We start from the raw sequence: 14,294 nt of genomic DNA on the forward strand, positions 1-14,294 counted from the left end.
TAAAAAAAGGAGACATCCATGCTGCAGAAGTTCATGGCTTCGATGGTCGTGCTGAGCGCCGCGGTATTCGCCACGTCGGCCGTGGCCGAGCCCACCTATCCCGACAAGCCGATCCGGCTCATCGTCCCGCAGCCGCCCGGAGGCGCCAACGACAACCTCGCGCGCATCGTGGGCGACAAGCTCTCGCTCACGATCAGGCAGCCGGTGGTGGTGGACAATCGCCCCGGCGCGGGCATCACGGTCGGCACCTCCATCGCGGCCAAGTCCCCGGCCGACGGCTACACCATGCTGATGGTCAATTCCATCATGTTCTCGGCCAGCCCCAGCCTCTACAAGGGCATTCCCTATGATCCGGTGAGCGACTTCATGCCCGTCGCCAGCCTGGGCGTCGGCTCCTACGCGCTGGTGGTCGCCGACAAATTCCCGGCGCAGAACTTCGCCGAATTCATCAAGCTCATGAAGGCGGACCCGGGCAAGTACAACTATTCCTCCTCCGGCATCGGCAGCACGCCGCACCTGATCACGGAGATGCTCAAGCGGGCCGCCGGCTTCGAGGCCACGCACGTTCCCTACAAGGGGGGCGGCCCCTCCGTCGTCGGGCTGCTGGGCGGCGAAGTGGCCTTCACCGTCGAGAGCACGTCGACGATCGAGCCCCACGTCCGCGCCGGCAAGCTGCGCGTGCTGGCCGTGACCAGCGGGCAGCGCCTGGCGCAGTATCCCAATGTCCCCACCGTGGCCGAGACCGGCATCCCCGGGTTCGAGGTGACGGCGCTCTACAGCCTTGCCGTGCCCAAGGGGACACCCAGGGCCGCCGTGGACAAGCTGGGCACGGAGGTCGCGCGCATCGTGGCGTCGCCGGAGGTCGGGCGCGCCTTCGACAAGCAGGGCGTGCAGGCGGTGAATCTTCCCGCCGAGCAGGTCCAGGCGCGCATCCGTTCCGAGGTCGACAACTGGTCCAGGATCGTCAAGGAAGCGAAAATCAAGGCCGAGTAGATCGGGCCCATCCCAAGGAGAGAGAAAACCATGCAGAAGACAGACAAGCCGCTGAGCGGTGTACGGGTGCTCGATTTCACCCGCTTTTTCGCCGGGCCCTACTGTGCCCAGTTGCTCGGGGACCTGGGCGCGGACGTGGTCAAGGTGGAGTCCCCCGGCGGCGGCGATCCGCTGCGCGAGCAAGGGCCGCCGTACTTCAAGGACAACGGCATCACCTGGTACGCGACCAACCGCAACAAGCGCTCCATCGTGCTCGACCTGCGCAGCGACGAGGGCCGGCAGACCGCGCGCGCGCTGTGCCTCAAGGCCGATGTCGTGCTGGAGAACTTCCGTCCCGACGTCATGGGACGGATGGGCCTGGACTACGAGACGCTCGCGGCCGCGTCGCCGCGGCTGGTCTATGCGTCGATATCCGGGTTCGGCGCCGACGGCCCGGACGCCGCGCTCGGCGCGTTCGACCTGACCATCCAGGGGGTGGGGGGGTACATGAGCATCACCGGCTCCCGCGAGGGGGCGCCGGTCAAGCTCGGCACGTCCGCGTTCGACATGCTGGCGGGGATGAACTGCCAGACGGCGATCGTCGCCGCCCTGCTGCAGCGCGAGCGCACCGGCCGGGGGCAGCACGTCATGACCAGCCTGCTGGAAAGCGAGGTCGCCTTCCTCGCCAACGCCGCGCTCGAGTACCTGATGACCGGGGAGGAGCCCCGCAAGTGGGGTTCCGAACACGCGCAGCAGGTGCCCTACAAAGCGTTCGAGACGCGCGACGGCTGGGCCGTGATCGGCGCGGGCTTCCAGAATTTCTTCGAATCGTTCGTGAAGATCCTGGGCCGCCCGGAACTGCTGCGGGACGAACGCTACGGCACGATGCCGGCCCGCGTGGTGCACCGCGACGAGCTCTATGCCACGCTCGACGAGGAAGTGCGCAAGTGGGCCACCGACGACATCCTCGCCCGGCTGGAGGAAGCCGGCGTGCCCTGCGCGCCGGTAAACAGCATGAGCCAGGTCTTCGCCAACCGGCAGGTGCGCCACCGGGGCATGCAGCTGACCCTGCGCCACCCGCGCTATGGCGAGGTCCCCACGCTCGGCCCGGCGGTGCGCTACAGCGGCTTCGACATCACCGAAGGCTGGACGGCGCCCCCCGAAGTGGGCGAGCACAACGAAGACGTCATGCGGCAATGGCTCGGCTAGGCGCGGCGCGGCCCTCCCGGGGCTGAAGCCGTGCCCGCCGCCGCGGCCCTGCCTGGTCCCGGGCGGGCCGGGGCGCCGGCGCCGCGCGCTGGTGCTACCATGCGCGCAGCTTGCCGGCCCGGGCATGGCGCGCGGGCGGCCAAACACGTCTTTGCAGGAGAGTCCGGATGGATCCCACCGTAGTGATCAGTACCTTCGAGCGCATCGCCACCGACGAAACGGTCGAGCTTTCGGTCGACGACGCCGTGGCGGGACTGGCCGCGCTGCTGGCCAGCGAGCCGTTCACGGACGCGGCGCGCGCCCTGCTCGAGAAAGTGGGCGCCACGTTGTACCGGGTCGGGCTGGACGGCTACGAAGACTGAGCGCGCGGGGGCCGGGCGCCCGGCAAAAGGGTCTCGCCCCGGTCCTTTTTGCGCCGCGCGGCAGACTTTTTTCGCAGCTTCGTTGACACCATCCCCGCCGGCCTGTATAAACGCTGATGCAGGTCTTTCAAGCGGTTACTCCGATGTTATGGATCGTCCCCTCCAAGCGGCGATTCAATTGCTCCATGTTCCTTCCTTGATCGTCGTGCCTGGTGAGCATCAGGCTCATTCAGAACTTTTAAGGTTTAAAGGATATCCAGCATGGAAACCGGTACCGTCAAGTGGTTCAATGATTCCAAGGGCTTCGGCTTCATCACCCCGGACGCAGGCGGCAACGACCTGTTCGCGCACTTCTCCGAAATCCAGGGCAGCGGCTTCAAGTCCCTGCAGGAAGGCCAGAAGGTGCGTTACGTCGCCGGCGTGGGCCAGAAGGGCCCGGCAGCGACCAAGATCGAACCGATCTGATCGCCGCAGCTTCACCCAGCTTCACCGCTGAAAAAAACCCCGCCAGGCGGGGTTTTTTTTATGGCTGCGACGCTCGCCGCCGCCGCAAATAAAAGGCAGGCCGCGCGGGCGATAGGAGTAGAGTGGGGAGCATCGAACCGCGGAGCGCATCATGGATACCAACCCGATTGCTAGCTACAAGGGGTACGACCTGTACCCGCTCGTCTACAAGCATGCGGTGGTGCGCAACTGGCCCGAGCGCAGGCCCGACCGGACCTTCGACGCTGCCGTGGTGATCTGCCGCGAGGGCGGCGAGCCCAGCGGCGGACAGGCCCGCACGTTCCGCCTCGACAGCACCCAGTGGGACAATGTCGGCGCCGCGCGCCGCGGCGTGCTGCGCTATGCCGAGGACATCATCAACGGCGCGGTTCCCGGGCAGTCCGTGGTATCGCTCTGACACCGGCGCGGGGCCGCCGCGCGGGCCGCGGCGATCCCCGGTAACATGGCCGGACCCCCGCAGCGCGGGACGGTCCGCGCCGGCGGCCTGTCCGGCTGTCAAATCCGGCCGCGCGCGCCGCGGCCTTGCGAGCGCACACACCATGAGCAAGGTTGCCGCACCGTCGAACTTCCTGTGTACCCTGCCGGGCGAGGGCAAGGGCATCGCCTATCACGTCGCCGTCAGCTTCGTCGACGCCAGCCGCCCGAACGGCGTGCGCTTCACCAGCTTCGTCGGCGAAGGCCGGCGCTCGTTCGGCGTGCAGGCCAGCGATGACACGGCGCTGGCCGGCGACGTCGCCGGCAGCTCCGAGGCGCTTTGCCGCCTGGCCATCGGCCAGGCCATCCGCGACAACCTCTACGACAAGAGCGGCGAGGGCGACTACGTGCTCGACCCGCAGGCGCAGCCGTGGGACGGCGAACTGCGCCCGGTCGGCTCGCGCGCCGCCGCGGGCGTGCCGCGCATGCGCTTCCCCAGCTAGCCGGACTACTTGCCCTCGTCGGGCACGTTGTAGGTCTGCTGCAGCGATGCGGTGAAGGGCCGGATCTTGTCGAGGCAGGCCTTGCCGTTCTCGCCTTCCATCGTGGAGAGGGCCCAGTTGCAGCCATCGGCATCGGGCGCATGCCAGACCACGTCGCCGAAGCAGGTGCCGGCGCATTCCGCGTGTTTCTGCTGCTCGGCGCGGATCATCGCGCGCAGTTCCGCCTTGTGCTTGATCTGTCTGGCCATCGTTGTCTCCCGTGCCGGCGTTTTCCGGGCAGCATACGCCGTTTGCCGGCGAGGGTGTGCGATTTGTTTGGCGCGCGCGGCAGTGTGGCGGGCCGCGCAAAATCCCACGGTGGACGCGCGCGTTAGCGCCTATGCTGGCAGCAGGAGCGCGCCGCCGGCGGCGCGCCCGACACGTCGGGAGGGGGACCAAATGCGGCGAGACATGTCTTTCGCGGACCGCGTTCTGACGGCGCTGCGGGCCGACAGCCAGGCCATGCTGAGCGATCTCCAGCTGGCCAAGGCGCTTGGCAACGTCGAGGCATCCAAGCTCGGCCACCACCTGCTGTTGCTGCAGGACGCGGGGCTGGTGGCCAAGACGGCCACGTCCGGATGGCGCCTGACCTGGGCCGGGCACGACCGCGCGGAGGCGCGCAGCAACGCCTAGCGCGGCTGCGCGCCGCCCACGTCATTCTTCCTGGAACGCTTCCTCGCGCTTGGCCTTGATCGACGGCAGCGCCACGATGCACACCAGCACGGCCGCCGCGATCAGCAGGCCCAGCGACAGCGGGCGCGTGACGAACACGGTGAACGCGCCGCGCGACAGCAGCAGCGCGCGGCGGAAGTTCTCTTCCATCATCGGTCCCAGCACGAAGCCCAGCAGCAGCGGCGCCGGCTCGCACTTGAGCTTGATGAACAGGTAGCCGATCACGCCGAAGGCCGCCGCGGTGAACACGTCGAAGGTCTGGTTGTTGACCGAGTACACGCCGATGCAGCAGAACGTCAGGATGGCCGGATACAGGTAGCGGTAGGGCACCTGCAGCAGCTTGACCCAGATGCCGATCAGCGGCAGGTTCAGGATGATGAGCATGAAGTTGCCGATCCACATCGAGGCGATCAGGCCCCAGAACAGCGCGGGGTTGCTGGTCATGACCTGCGGGCCCGGCTGGATGTTGTGGATGGTCATGGCGCCCACCATCAGCGCCATCACGGCGTTGGGCGGGATGCCCAGCGTCAGCAGCGGGATGAAGGAAGTCTGCGCGGCGGCGTTGTTGGCCGACTCGGGGCCGGCCACGCCTTCGATGGCGCCCTTGCCGAATTCGCTCGAATACTTCGAGGTCTTCTTTTCCAGCGAGTAGGCCGCGAACGAGGCCAGCGCCGCGCCGCCGCCGGGCAGGATGCCCAGCACCGAGCCCAGCGCGGTGCCGCGCAATACCGCCGGGATCATGCGGCGGAAATCGGCGCGGCTCGGCCACAGGTTGGTGACGTGGTCGGTGAAGGTCTCGCGGTTTTCCTTCTGCTCGAGGTTGGCGATGATCTCCGCGAAGCCGAACATGCCCATCGCCAGCGCGACGAAGTCCACGCCGTCGGTGAGTTCGGGTACGTCGAACGAGAAGCGCGCGGCGCCGGAGTTGACGTCGGTGCCGACCAGCCCCAGCAGCAGCCCCAGCACGATCATCGACACCGCCTTGGGCAGCGAGCCCGAGGCCAGCACCACGGCGCCGATCAGGCCCAGCACCATCAGCGAGAAGTATTCGGCGGGGCCGAACTTGAAGGCCAGCTCCGACAGCGGCGTGGCGAACGCGGCCAGGATCAGCGTCGACACGCAGCCGGCGAAGAACGAGCCGAGTCCGGCGGTGGCCAGCGCCACCCCCGCCCGCCCGCGCCGCGCCATCTGGTAGCCGTCGATGGTGGTCACCACCGAGGACGACTCGCCGGGCAGGTTGACCAGGATGGCGGTGGTGGAGCCGCCGTACTGCGCGCCGTAGTAGATGCCGGCGAGCATGATGAGCGCGGCCACCGGCGGCAGCGTGTAGGTCACCGGCAGCAGCATGGCGATGGTGGCCAGCGGGCCGATGCCCGGCAGCACGCCGATCAGCGTGCCGAGCACGCAGCCGAGGAAGCAGTAGCCCACGTTCTGCAGCGTCAGGGCCGTGGAAAACCCGAGGCCCAGATGTTCGATCAGATCCATGACGCCGTCTCCCGGCCTGCATTGTGTGGTGCCACGAGATCGTCCTCGACAGCAGGCGTGCGCAGGTTGCGCGCCTCGGTGGCTCACCAATCACACTAGGCGGATGTGCTTTCATCCGCCTTTCAGCGGGGCCGCTCGCGGGTATTCACCGATGCGCCGCGGCTGGCGCGGCCCGCCCGGCGCCAACGCGTCGGGGCGGCCTTCGCGCGCGGCGCCGGCGTGCCGGCCGCGGCCCGCTACAATGCCGGATTGCCGGCCGCGCGCCGCTTCCACTTCGCCACAGGACGCCCCCATGCCGCTGAGCGCCGAGCAGTTGACCGAATACATGGATTTCGCCGCCAGCCTCGCGCAGGCGGCCGGTGCCGCCAGCCTGCCGTATTTCCGCAGCGCGCCCGCGGTGGAGGACAAGGGCGGCCGGCGCTTCGATCCCGTCACCGAGGCGGACAAGGCCGCCGAGCACGCCATGCGCGCGCTGATCCGGGCGCGCTATCCGCAGCACGGCATCCTCGGCGAGGAAGAGGGGCGCGTGGCCGGCAGCTCGCCGCTGACCTGGGTGCTCGACCCGATCGACGGCACGCGCGCGTTCATCACCGGGCTGCCGCTGTGGGGCACGCTGATCGCGCTCAACGACGGCCAGCGCCCGGTGCTGGGCGTGATGGACCAGCCCTACACGCGCGAGCGCTTCAGCGGCGACGGCCGCGGCGCGTGGCTCAACGGCCAGCCGCTGCGCACGCGCGCCTGCGCGGAGCTCGCGCAGGCCAAGGTGATGTGCACCACGCCCGAGATGTTCGACGACGAGGCCCAGTTCGCGGCCTTCCGGCGCGTGGCCGATGCCGCGCGCATGCAGCGCTACGGCGGCGACTGCTATGCCTATTGCATGGTCGCCGCCGGCCACGTCGACGCGGTGGTCGAGGCCGGCCTCAAGCCGTATGACGTGCAGGCGCTGATTCCCATCGTGCAGGGCGCCGGCGGCGTGATGACGAGCTGGAGCGGCGGCGATGCGCAGCACGGCGGCACCGTGGTGGCCTGCGGCGACGCGCGCCTGCACGGCCAGATCCTGGCGCTGCTCAACGCGCCGGCGTAGGCGCGCGCCGCGCCTGCCCCGCGGCGGGTGTCGCGGCAGGCCGTCACGGCCGGATCACGGTCCGCAGGAAGAGTATGATGCGGACCTCTTTTTTTGCAGCACGGGAAGAAACCAGAAACATGACGTCAAACGCATGCGGCCTCGATTTCGGCACCTCCAATTCCACGGTGGGCTGGGTCCGTCCGGGCCACGCCACGCTGTTGCCGCTGGAAGACGACAAGCTGACGCTGCCGTCGGTGATCTTTTTCCATGCGGAAGACCCGCTGGTCAGCTACGGCCGCGCCGCGCTCGGCGACTATCTGGCCGGCTACGAAGGCCGGCTGATGCGCTCGCTCAAGAGCCTGCTGGGCACCTCGATGATGGAAGACAGCACCGAGGTGATGGGGCAGGCCATGCCGTTCCGCAAGCTGCTCGCCCATTTCATCGGCGAGCTCAAGCAGCGCGCCGAGCGCGCCGCCGGCGCGCGCTTCGAGCGGGTCGTGCTGGGCCGCCCGGTGTTCTTCATCGACGAGGACGAGCAGGCCGACCGGCTCGCCGAGCAGACCCTGCGCGAGATCGCCGCCGACGCCGGCTTCAGGGACATCGAGTTCCAGTTCGAGCCGATCGCCGCGGCGTTCGACTACGAAGCCACCATCGGCCGCGAGGAGCTGGTGCTGGTGGCCGACATCGGCGGCGGCACCTCCGACTTCTCGCTGGTGCGCCTGTCGCCCGAGCGCGCCGGCAAGGCCGACCGGCGCGGCGACATCCTCGCCAACGGCGGCGTGCACATCGGCGGCACCGATTTCGACAAGAGCCTGAGCCTGGCCAGCGTGATGCCGTTCCTCGGCCTGGGCAGCGAGCTGCGCAACGGCAAGGCGATGCCGTCCGGCCAGTACTTCGACCTGGCGAGCTGGCACACCATCAACCAGGTGTACACGCGCAAGGCGTGGTCGCACGTGATGGACAACTACCGCGACGCCGCCGACACGGTCAAGCTCGACCGCCTGATCAGCCTCATCAAGCAGCGCGCCGGCCACTGGCTGGCGATCCAGGTGGAAGCGGCCAAGATCGCGCTGTCCGCCGAGCCGCATGCCGAACTCGACCTGGGCCGCATCGCGCCGGGCGAGACCATGACCATCGGCCGCGCCGACTTCGACCGCGCCATCGGCAAGCTGGTCGGCAAGACCGAGCAGACCGTGCAGGTGCTGCTGCGCGACGCCGGCGTGCGGGCCGGCGACATCGACACCGTGCTGTTTACCGGCGGCTCGAGCAGCGTGCCGCTGCTGCGCGAGCGGCTGTCCGACCTGATCCCGGGCGCGCAGCGCATCGAGGGCGATCTGTTCGGCGGCATCGGCTCGGGGCTGGCGCTGGACGCGCGCCGCAAGTTCGGCTGAGGGCCGGGCCGCGCGGAAAAAGCGCGGCGCGGCGCATGGCGGCGGGGCCTCTCCCCGCCGCCATGCCGTCATGCTAATGTGCCGTTTTCGCGCAATCGAAGAGGCAACACATGCAAGCGGCAATCGTCGAAGCCGGCTACGGCTCCGATCCGGTCGGCCTGGTCAGCGGCTTCCGCTTTCCGCCGGGCGAGGCGGGCCGGCCCATCGACTCGGCCAGCGCGTCCGCCTGGCTCAAGTCGCCGCCGCCCGGCGACGAATTCATCTGGCTGCATTTCAACCTCGCCCACAGCGCCTGCGAGCGCTGGCTCAAGGGGCAGATGGAGCTGCCCGAAGGGTTTTTCGAGGCGCTGCGCGAAGGCTCGCGCTCCACGCGCATCGAACGCCTGGACACGGCGCTGCTGGCCGTGGTCAACGACGTCATCTATAACTTCGGCGTCACTTCCACCGACATCTCCACGCTGTGGGCCTGCGCCGACCGCCGCCTGCTGGTGACGGCGCGCCTCAAGCCGCTGCGCTCGGTGGACCAGTTGCGCGCCTCGGTCAAGCGCGGCGAGGTGTTCGCCTCGCCGCTGTCGCTGCTGGTGCACCTGCTGCGCGACCAGGCCGACGTGCTGGTGCACATCGTGCGCGAGACCACCGCCAACGTGGATCAGATCGAGGACCGCCTGCTATCCCAGCGGCTGCAGGGCAACCGCGTGGAGCTGGGCTCGATGCGGCGCGGGCTGGTGCGCCTGCAGCGCCTGCTGGCGCCCGAGCCCGGCGCGCTGTTCCGCCTGCTCAACCGGCCGCCGCCGTGGCTGCGCGAGGAAGACAGCCTGGACCTGCGCGCCTCCACCGAGGAGTTCTCGCTGGTGCTCAACGACCTCACGGCGCTGGTCGAGCGCATCAAGCTGCTGCAGGAAGAGATCGCCGCCACGCTCAACGAGCAGACCAACCGCACGCTGTTCACGCTGACCCTGGTGACGGTGCTGGCGCTGCCGATCAACATCGTGGCCGGCTTCTTCGGCATGAACGTGGGCGGCATCCCGCTGGCCGACCACCCGCACGGCTTCTGGGTGCTGGTGGTGCTGGTGGCCAGCTTCACCGTGCTGGCCGGGCGCTGGGCGTTCCGCAAGCAGGACTCCTGAACGGCGCACCACCGCGGCGCGGCGCGGCCCCGGGGCCACGCCGCGTCGCGAGGCAACCGTTCATGCCGGCGTCATATGGCGATGCTAGCGTGGCACGTTGTTGCGAACAGGAGCGTGCAAATGAGGCCAGAAGAGAGCGATCTGATCCGGCGTATCCACCGCGAGGTGGCCGATCACTACGACGAAGAACTCGAACTGGAGCTGGAGGACCACCACGTCGACACGCTGTTCGGCGAGGGCGGCGGCGGCCTGGACGAGGCCGAGCGCGCCATGCGCCGCCACTACTTCCGCGAGCTGTTCCGCCTGCAGGGCGAACTGGTCAAGCTGCAGAGCTGGGTGGTGGACACCGGCCACAAGGTTGTGATCCTGTTCGAGGGGCGCGATGCCGCCGGCAAGGGCGGCGTGATCAAGCGCATCACGCAGCGGCTCAATCCGCGCGTGGCCCGCGTGGCGGCGCTGCCGGCGCCCAACGACCGCGAGCGCACGCAGTGGTATTTCCAGCGCTATGTCTCGCACCTGCCGGCCGCCGGCGAGATCGTGCTGTTCGACCGTTCCTGGTACAACCGCGCCGGCGTCGAGCACGTGATGGGTTTCTGCAGCGACGACCAGTACGAGGAATTCTTCCGCTCGGTGCCGGAGTTCGAGCGCATGCTGGTGCGCTCGGGCATCCAGGTCATCAAGTACTGGTTCTCGATCTCCGACGAGGAGCAGCACCTGCGCTTCCTCTCGCGCATCCACGACCCGCTCAAGCAGTGGAAGCTCAGCCCGATGGACCTGGAGTCGCGCCGCCGCTGGGAAGACTACACGCGCGCCAAGGAAGTCATGATGGAGCGCACCCACATCGCCGAGGCGCCGTGGTGGGTGGTGCAGGCCGTGGACAAGAAGAAGGCGCGCCTGAACTGCATCCACCACCTGCTGCAGCAGATGCCCTACGTCGAGCGCACGCAGCCGCCGGTGGTGCTGCCGCAGCGCGAGCGGCACGAGGACTACTCGCGCCAGCCGGTGCCGCAGGAAATGATCGTTCCCGAGATTTACTGAGCCGGCGACGGGCGAAGGACGCCGCCGCCCGGGCCGCCCGGGCTGTCGACGAAGCCGGCTCACCGCTTGTGTTCTCCCCCGCCCGCCGTGCAATGCGGCTCCGCGAAGCGCGGCAAGACGGGTTCCCGACGATGACCGTCCTTTCCGCGCGCCGCCTGGCGCCGCGCGGCCCCCCGGGCCACGCCGCCGATGGCAATATACCGGCGGCCGGCGGCCGACCGACCCCGCGGCGCAGCGCGGACATCCCATGCCGAACTAAAGCTCCCCGCCGCGGCTGCCGATATTTGTCTTGATTTGTATTGGCCAATGAATGCGCCGGCTGCCGCCGGCCGCCGCTTATCCCCGAAACGGAGCAAGAAGAACATGTCGGACACCAGAATCCGCCCGCGCGCCAGCGTCCTCGCATCCCTCCTGGCCGCCGCCGCGCTGGCCGCCTGCGGCGGCGGAGGGGACAGCGCCCCGGCCCCCCAGACCACCAGCGGCCCGGTGGTGCCCCCGGTGGTCGCCGCGCCGGCCCCGACCATGCCGGCGCTGGCGCCCGCGTGCGCCGGCACCGAATGCGGCGCGGCCGACGGCAGCAACTACAGCGGCAGCGGCACGGGCGTCTGGTCGGCCTCCAACACGGCCGGCGTCGCGCTCGACCTGCCGGTCTCCATCGGCGGCGTGAACGGCAAGCCGGTCACGCTGCTCTACACCAACGGCGCCACCGCGCAGGCCATGCCGGCGCTGTCGCTGTCGGTGATCCAGCCGGTGGTGGGCAGCCTGTCGGTGCAGTCCGCGCAGGCCGCGCCGTCGGCGCGCGCCGAGCAGACCATGCGCGACATCGGCGAGTTCAACCGCACGGGCTGGGCCGCGCTGGCCGGCGCCAAGCATCCTGCCAGCCAGTCGGAGATGGCCGCGCCGCCGCCGCACGCCTCCGTGGTCAGCGACGTCAAGAGCTGGTACCACACCGACGGCACGTCGCGCTCGGCCACGCTCGAGCGGCAGGTCAGCGCGCCGGACGGCACCGTGGTCAACTTCTGGGTGGAAACCACCGAGTGGACGCAGGCCGGCGGCAAGGTCAGCGACACCATCCTCGATGCGCTCGCCAGCGGCTTTGCCGGCTCCGGCGGCATCTATTCGATGCTGACCTCGGTCGGCGGCCCGCTGTGGGGGCCGCACAGCTACAGCAACCTGATTGCCGGCACCGGCCAGCCCGTCGACATCGTCATCCTGAACTTCGACAACAACGCCACGCCGTTCGGCACGGTCGGGTATTTCTGGGGCGTGCACAATCTGCTGAAGACGTCGGATGCGCGCAGCAACGAGTCGCTGTCGCTCTATCTCGATTCCGAGACGCTCTACCTGGGCGGCACCGAGGGCATGAAGTCGATGAAGATGACGATGGCGCACGAAGGCATGCACATGCAGAACTTCTACCGCCGCGGCGTCAAGGCCGGCTCGCAGTACGCGTTCCAGACCTGGCTCGAGGAAATGTCCGCGATGATGATGGAAGACTTCGCCAGCCATACCATCGACCCGAGCTACAACGCGATCCGCGACGTGCGCTTCCGCGACTACCTGGGCTACGGCAACGGCAACTTCAATTGCAACATCCTGAACTTCACCGGCTTCGGCCCGACCTGCGAAAGCTATTCGGTGTCGGGCAGCTTCGGCGGCTTCCTCGATCGCCAGCTCGGGCTGGCCTTCTACAAGGACCTGCTCGCGCGCACCACCAGCACCGACTCGAAGACCGTGCTCGACCAGGCCATCAAGGCCGCGCGCGCCGATTCCGGCTTCGAGCAGGAACTGCAGCGCTGGAGCGTGACCAGCAACGCGCTGATGCCGGCCGTCTCCTCGCCCGCGCGCTACGGTTATCCCGAGCGGATCGACGGCGGCTTCACGCTGCCGGTGATCGATCCGTCGCTGTATGGCGCGATCCGCAAGCTGCCGAGCTCGGTGGCCGCCACGCTGCAGCCGTATGGCAGCTTCCCGGTGGTGCGCGGCGGCACCGGCGCCACCTTCAGCGAGACCGTGCGCGTGCCGGCCGGCTCGACCCTGTCGGTGGTGGTGTACTGAGCGGGCGCGCCATGCACCGCATCCTGCTCCTGGCCGCGGTGCTGTGCCTGGCGCTGGCCGCCTGCGCCCAGCCGGCGCCGTCGGCGCAGTCGGGCAATACGGTCACGCTCACGGGCAGGGTGGCGGTCAACGGCAGCGCCGGGTTCCAGCAGCCGGTGCTGATTACCGCCGGCGGCCAGGCGTGGCAGCTCGACGCGCTGCCGCTGGAACAGGCCCGCGCGCTGGACGGCCGCGCGGTGACGGTCACTGGCGTGGTGCTGCGCGCCGCCGCGCCGGGCACCTGGGGGCCGGCCGTGCGCGTCGAGCGCGTGGCACCTGCGGAGGGCGCGCCGGCCGCGCGCTAGCGCCCGGCGCCGCCGCGCGGGAAGGCTTCTTCCAGCGTCAGCACGGTGCCGGTGAGGCTGCCGTCGTAGCCGGGCAGGGCATCCACCACCTGGCGGAAGCTGCCGCTGCGCAGCGCCGCCACGGCGCCCGCCAGCGCGGGGCTCTGCAGCCGCTCGCGCTCGATGGCGAAGAAATAGCGCTCCTTGAGCACCGGCACGAAATCGAGGCCGAAGCGCCGCGCCGCCGTCTCCACCCCGAACCCCGCATCCGCCATGCCGCTGCCGATGTAGGCGGCCACCGCCGCGTGGGTGAACTCGCCGTTGCTGTAGCCCTCGATGCGGCTGCTGTCGATGCCGCGCGCCTCCAGCATCAGGTCCAGCAGCAGCCGCGTGCCGGAGCCGGTCTGGCGGTTGACGAAGCGCACGTCGGGCCGGCACAGGTCGCGCAGGCCGGTGACGCCGCGCGGGTTGCCCGGCCGCACGAAGAGACCCTGCGAGCGCACCGCGAGGTGGATCAGCAGGTGCGTCTCGGGCCGGATCCAGGCGGCGAAGCGCGCCAGCGTGCGCTGCTCGAACTCGCCGATCGGCACATGGAAGCCGGCGATGTCGCAGCCGCCCTGGGCCAGCGCCGCCACCGCCTCCAGGCTGCCGCAGTATTTCAGGTCGTGGCGCACCTGGTGGGTCTCGAGGAAGTCGTGCAGCGCCGCCACCGCGAAGCCGTGGCTGGCGTGCAGGCGCAGCGCGGGCTCGGCGCGGTCCACCAGTTTCTTGATCTCGATCTCCAGCTCCGAGGCCAGGCTTTCCAGCGTCGGCGACAGCCGCGCGGCGATGCGCTTGCTGGCCCACACCAGCTGCTGCGCCAGCGGCGACAGCGCGCTGCCGCGCCCGCGCGTCTTGGCGATCAGCGCGCCGCCGAACAGCGCCTCGGCATCACGCAGGATGCCCCAGGCGTAGCGGTAGGACAGGCCGCTGGCCTGCGCCGACTGGCTGATGCTGCCGGTGCTTTCGATCAGGCCCAGCAGGCCGACCAGGCGCGACACGTCGAGCGCCGGCCCGGCGCCGGGATCGTCGGCGCGGACCTGCAGATGCGGTTCGATGGAGATGCGTAACATATGCGAAAAATAGCATATT

General features: G+C 69.4%; 16 protein-coding genes. 13 read left to right on the top strand and 3 right to left on the bottom strand.

The features are described from left to right. Window positions 1-18: 18 nt before the first annotated feature. The 6 genes from KF708C_RS02735 to KF708C_RS02760 all read left to right on the top strand — a co-directional run bounded on the left by KF708C_RS02735 (window position 19) and on the right by KF708C_RS02760 (window position 3,964). Window positions 19-993, top strand: a complete 975-nt coding sequence (locus KF708C_RS02735; protein ID WP_059410673.1) for a Bug family tripartite tricarboxylate transporter substrate binding protein — start codon at window positions 19-21, stop codon at window positions 991-993. Between the two features lie 30 nt (window positions 994-1,023). After that, window positions 1,024-2,181: a CaiB/BaiF CoA transferase family protein gene (locus KF708C_RS02740; RefSeq protein WP_020202068.1), complete on the top strand. Its 1,158-nt coding sequence runs from the start codon at window positions 1,024-1,026 to the stop codon at window positions 2,179-2,181. Between the two features lie 167 nt (window positions 2,182-2,348). After that, entirely contained in the window at window positions 2,349-2,543 is a 195-nt protein-coding gene (locus tag KF708C_RS02745; RefSeq protein ID WP_059410674.1) for a hypothetical protein, read from the top strand. A 261-nt stretch (window positions 2,544-2,804) separates the two neighbouring features. After that, window positions 2,805-3,008: a cold-shock protein gene (locus KF708C_RS02750; RefSeq protein ID WP_020202065.1), complete on the top strand. Its 204-nt coding sequence runs from the start codon at window positions 2,805-2,807 to the stop codon at window positions 3,006-3,008. Window positions 3,009-3,159: 151 nt separating this feature from the next. Next, entirely contained in the window at window positions 3,160-3,444 is a 285-nt protein-coding gene (locus tag KF708C_RS02755) for a hypothetical protein (protein WP_020202064.1), read from the top strand. Window positions 3,445-3,586: 142 nt separating this feature from the next. Then, window positions 3,587-3,964 (top strand): hypothetical protein, encoded by a 378-nt coding sequence (locus tag KF708C_RS02760; protein WP_020202063.1) that lies wholly within the window; start codon window positions 3,587-3,589, stop codon window positions 3,962-3,964. A 5-nt stretch (window positions 3,965-3,969) separates the two neighbouring features. On the opposite strand, the gene KF708C_RS02765 is transcribed toward KF708C_RS02760, so the two are convergent. Further along, window positions 3,970-4,212, bottom strand: a complete 243-nt coding sequence (locus KF708C_RS02765) for a hypothetical protein (protein WP_059410675.1) — start codon at window positions 4,210-4,212, stop codon at window positions 3,970-3,972. A 202-nt stretch (window positions 4,213-4,414) separates the two neighbouring features. Here KF708C_RS02765 and KF708C_RS02770 point away from each other — a divergent pair, with 202 nt between their 5' ends. Then, window positions 4,415-4,636, top strand: coding sequence for a hypothetical protein (locus tag KF708C_RS02770; RefSeq protein ID WP_020202061.1), 222 nt, complete (start codon window positions 4,415-4,417; stop codon window positions 4,634-4,636). 21 nt (window positions 4,637-4,657) lie between these two features. On the opposite strand, the gene KF708C_RS02775 is transcribed toward KF708C_RS02770, so the two are convergent. Then, window positions 4,658-6,160, bottom strand: coding sequence for a tripartite tricarboxylate transporter permease (locus KF708C_RS02775; RefSeq protein WP_059410676.1), 1,503 nt, complete (start codon window positions 6,158-6,160; stop codon window positions 4,658-4,660). A gap of 292 nt (window positions 6,161-6,452) precedes the next feature. On the opposite strand from KF708C_RS02775, the gene hisN reads away from it, so the two are divergent. From hisN to KF708C_RS02805, 6 genes are all read left to right on the top strand, one after another. Beyond that, complete coding sequence (gene hisN, locus KF708C_RS02780; RefSeq protein WP_020205724.1) at window positions 6,453-7,244, top strand: histidinol-phosphatase; 792 nt, start codon at window positions 6,453-6,455, stop codon at window positions 7,242-7,244. A 119-nt stretch (window positions 7,245-7,363) separates the two neighbouring features. Beyond that, entirely contained in the window at window positions 7,364-8,617 is a 1,254-nt protein-coding gene (locus KF708C_RS02785; protein WP_059410677.1) for an Hsp70 family protein, read from the top strand. Window positions 8,618-8,727: 110 nt separating this feature from the next. Next, window positions 8,728-9,744: a transporter gene (locus tag KF708C_RS02790; RefSeq protein ID WP_059410678.1), complete on the top strand. Its 1,017-nt coding sequence runs from the start codon at window positions 8,728-8,730 to the stop codon at window positions 9,742-9,744. A gap of 120 nt (window positions 9,745-9,864) precedes the next feature. Beyond that, window positions 9,865-10,782 (top strand): polyphosphate kinase 2, encoded by a 918-nt coding sequence (gene ppk2, locus KF708C_RS02795; RefSeq protein ID WP_020205721.1) that lies wholly within the window; start codon window positions 9,865-9,867, stop codon window positions 10,780-10,782. Between the two features lie 363 nt (window positions 10,783-11,145). Further along, complete coding sequence (locus KF708C_RS02800; protein ID WP_059410679.1) at window positions 11,146-12,840, top strand: M30 family zinc metallopeptidase; 1,695 nt, start codon at window positions 11,146-11,148, stop codon at window positions 12,838-12,840. Between the two features lie 11 nt (window positions 12,841-12,851). Next, window positions 12,852-13,184 carry a DUF5818 domain-containing protein gene (locus KF708C_RS02805; protein WP_059410680.1) on the top strand — a complete coding sequence of 111 codons (333 nt, stop codon included), beginning with the start codon at window positions 12,852-12,854 and terminating at the stop codon, window positions 13,182-13,184. On the opposite strand, the gene KF708C_RS02810 is transcribed toward KF708C_RS02805, so the two are convergent. Next, complete coding sequence (locus tag KF708C_RS02810) at window positions 13,181-14,275, bottom strand: substrate-binding domain-containing protein (protein ID WP_020205718.1); 1,095 nt, start codon at window positions 14,273-14,275, stop codon at window positions 13,181-13,183. The two genes, KF708C_RS02805 and KF708C_RS02810, sit on opposite strands and share 4 nt — an antisense overlap. Window positions 14,276-14,294 lie beyond the last annotated feature (19 nt).

Origin of the sequence: Cupriavidus basilensis (assembly GCF_000876015.1) — a bacterium.
In the GTDB taxonomy this organism is placed as follows: Bacteria; Pseudomonadota; Gammaproteobacteria; order Burkholderiales; family Burkholderiaceae; genus Cupriavidus; species Cupriavidus basilensis_B.

What these genes read in the sequence shown, in the direction of transcription:
- hisN (WP_020205724.1), top strand. Translation starts at nt 6,453, where the DNA reads ATGCCGCTGAGCGCCGAGCAGTTGACCGAATACATGGATTTCGCCGCC.
- KF708C_RS02805 (WP_059410680.1), top strand. Translation starts at nt 12,852, where the DNA reads ATGCACCGCATCCTGCTCCTGGCCGCGGTGCTGTGCCTGGCGCTGGCC.
- KF708C_RS02810 (WP_020205718.1), bottom strand. Translation starts at nt 14,275, where the DNA reads ATGTTACGCATCTCCATCGAACCGCATCTGCAGGTCCGCGCCGACGAT.
- KF708C_RS02800 (WP_059410679.1), top strand. Translation starts at nt 11,146, where the DNA reads ATGTCGGACACCAGAATCCGCCCGCGCGCCAGCGTCCTCGCATCCCTC.
- KF708C_RS02750 (WP_020202065.1), top strand. Translation starts at nt 2,805, where the DNA reads ATGGAAACCGGTACCGTCAAGTGGTTCAATGATTCCAAGGGCTTCGGC.
- KF708C_RS02745 (WP_059410674.1), top strand. Translation starts at nt 2,349, where the DNA reads ATGGATCCCACCGTAGTGATCAGTACCTTCGAGCGCATCGCCACCGAC.
- KF708C_RS02790 (WP_059410678.1), top strand. Translation starts at nt 8,728, where the DNA reads ATGCAAGCGGCAATCGTCGAAGCCGGCTACGGCTCCGATCCGGTCGGC.
- KF708C_RS02775 (WP_059410676.1), bottom strand. Translation starts at nt 6,160, where the DNA reads ATGGATCTGATCGAACATCTGGGCCTCGGGTTTTCCACGGCCCTGACG.
- KF708C_RS02755 (WP_020202064.1), top strand. Translation starts at nt 3,160, where the DNA reads ATGGATACCAACCCGATTGCTAGCTACAAGGGGTACGACCTGTACCCG.
- KF708C_RS02760 (WP_020202063.1), top strand. Translation starts at nt 3,587, where the DNA reads ATGAGCAAGGTTGCCGCACCGTCGAACTTCCTGTGTACCCTGCCGGGC.
- KF708C_RS02770 (WP_020202061.1), top strand. Translation starts at nt 4,415, where the DNA reads ATGTCTTTCGCGGACCGCGTTCTGACGGCGCTGCGGGCCGACAGCCAG.
- KF708C_RS02735 (WP_059410673.1), top strand. Translation starts at nt 19, where the DNA reads ATGCTGCAGAAGTTCATGGCTTCGATGGTCGTGCTGAGCGCCGCGGTA.
- KF708C_RS02740 (WP_020202068.1), top strand. Translation starts at nt 1,024, where the DNA reads ATGCAGAAGACAGACAAGCCGCTGAGCGGTGTACGGGTGCTCGATTTC.
- ppk2 (WP_020205721.1), top strand. Translation starts at nt 9,865, where the DNA reads ATGAGGCCAGAAGAGAGCGATCTGATCCGGCGTATCCACCGCGAGGTG.
- KF708C_RS02765 (WP_059410675.1), bottom strand. Translation starts at nt 4,212, where the DNA reads ATGGCCAGACAGATCAAGCACAAGGCGGAACTGCGCGCGATGATCCGC.
- KF708C_RS02785 (WP_059410677.1), top strand. Translation starts at nt 7,364, where the DNA reads ATGACGTCAAACGCATGCGGCCTCGATTTCGGCACCTCCAATTCCACG.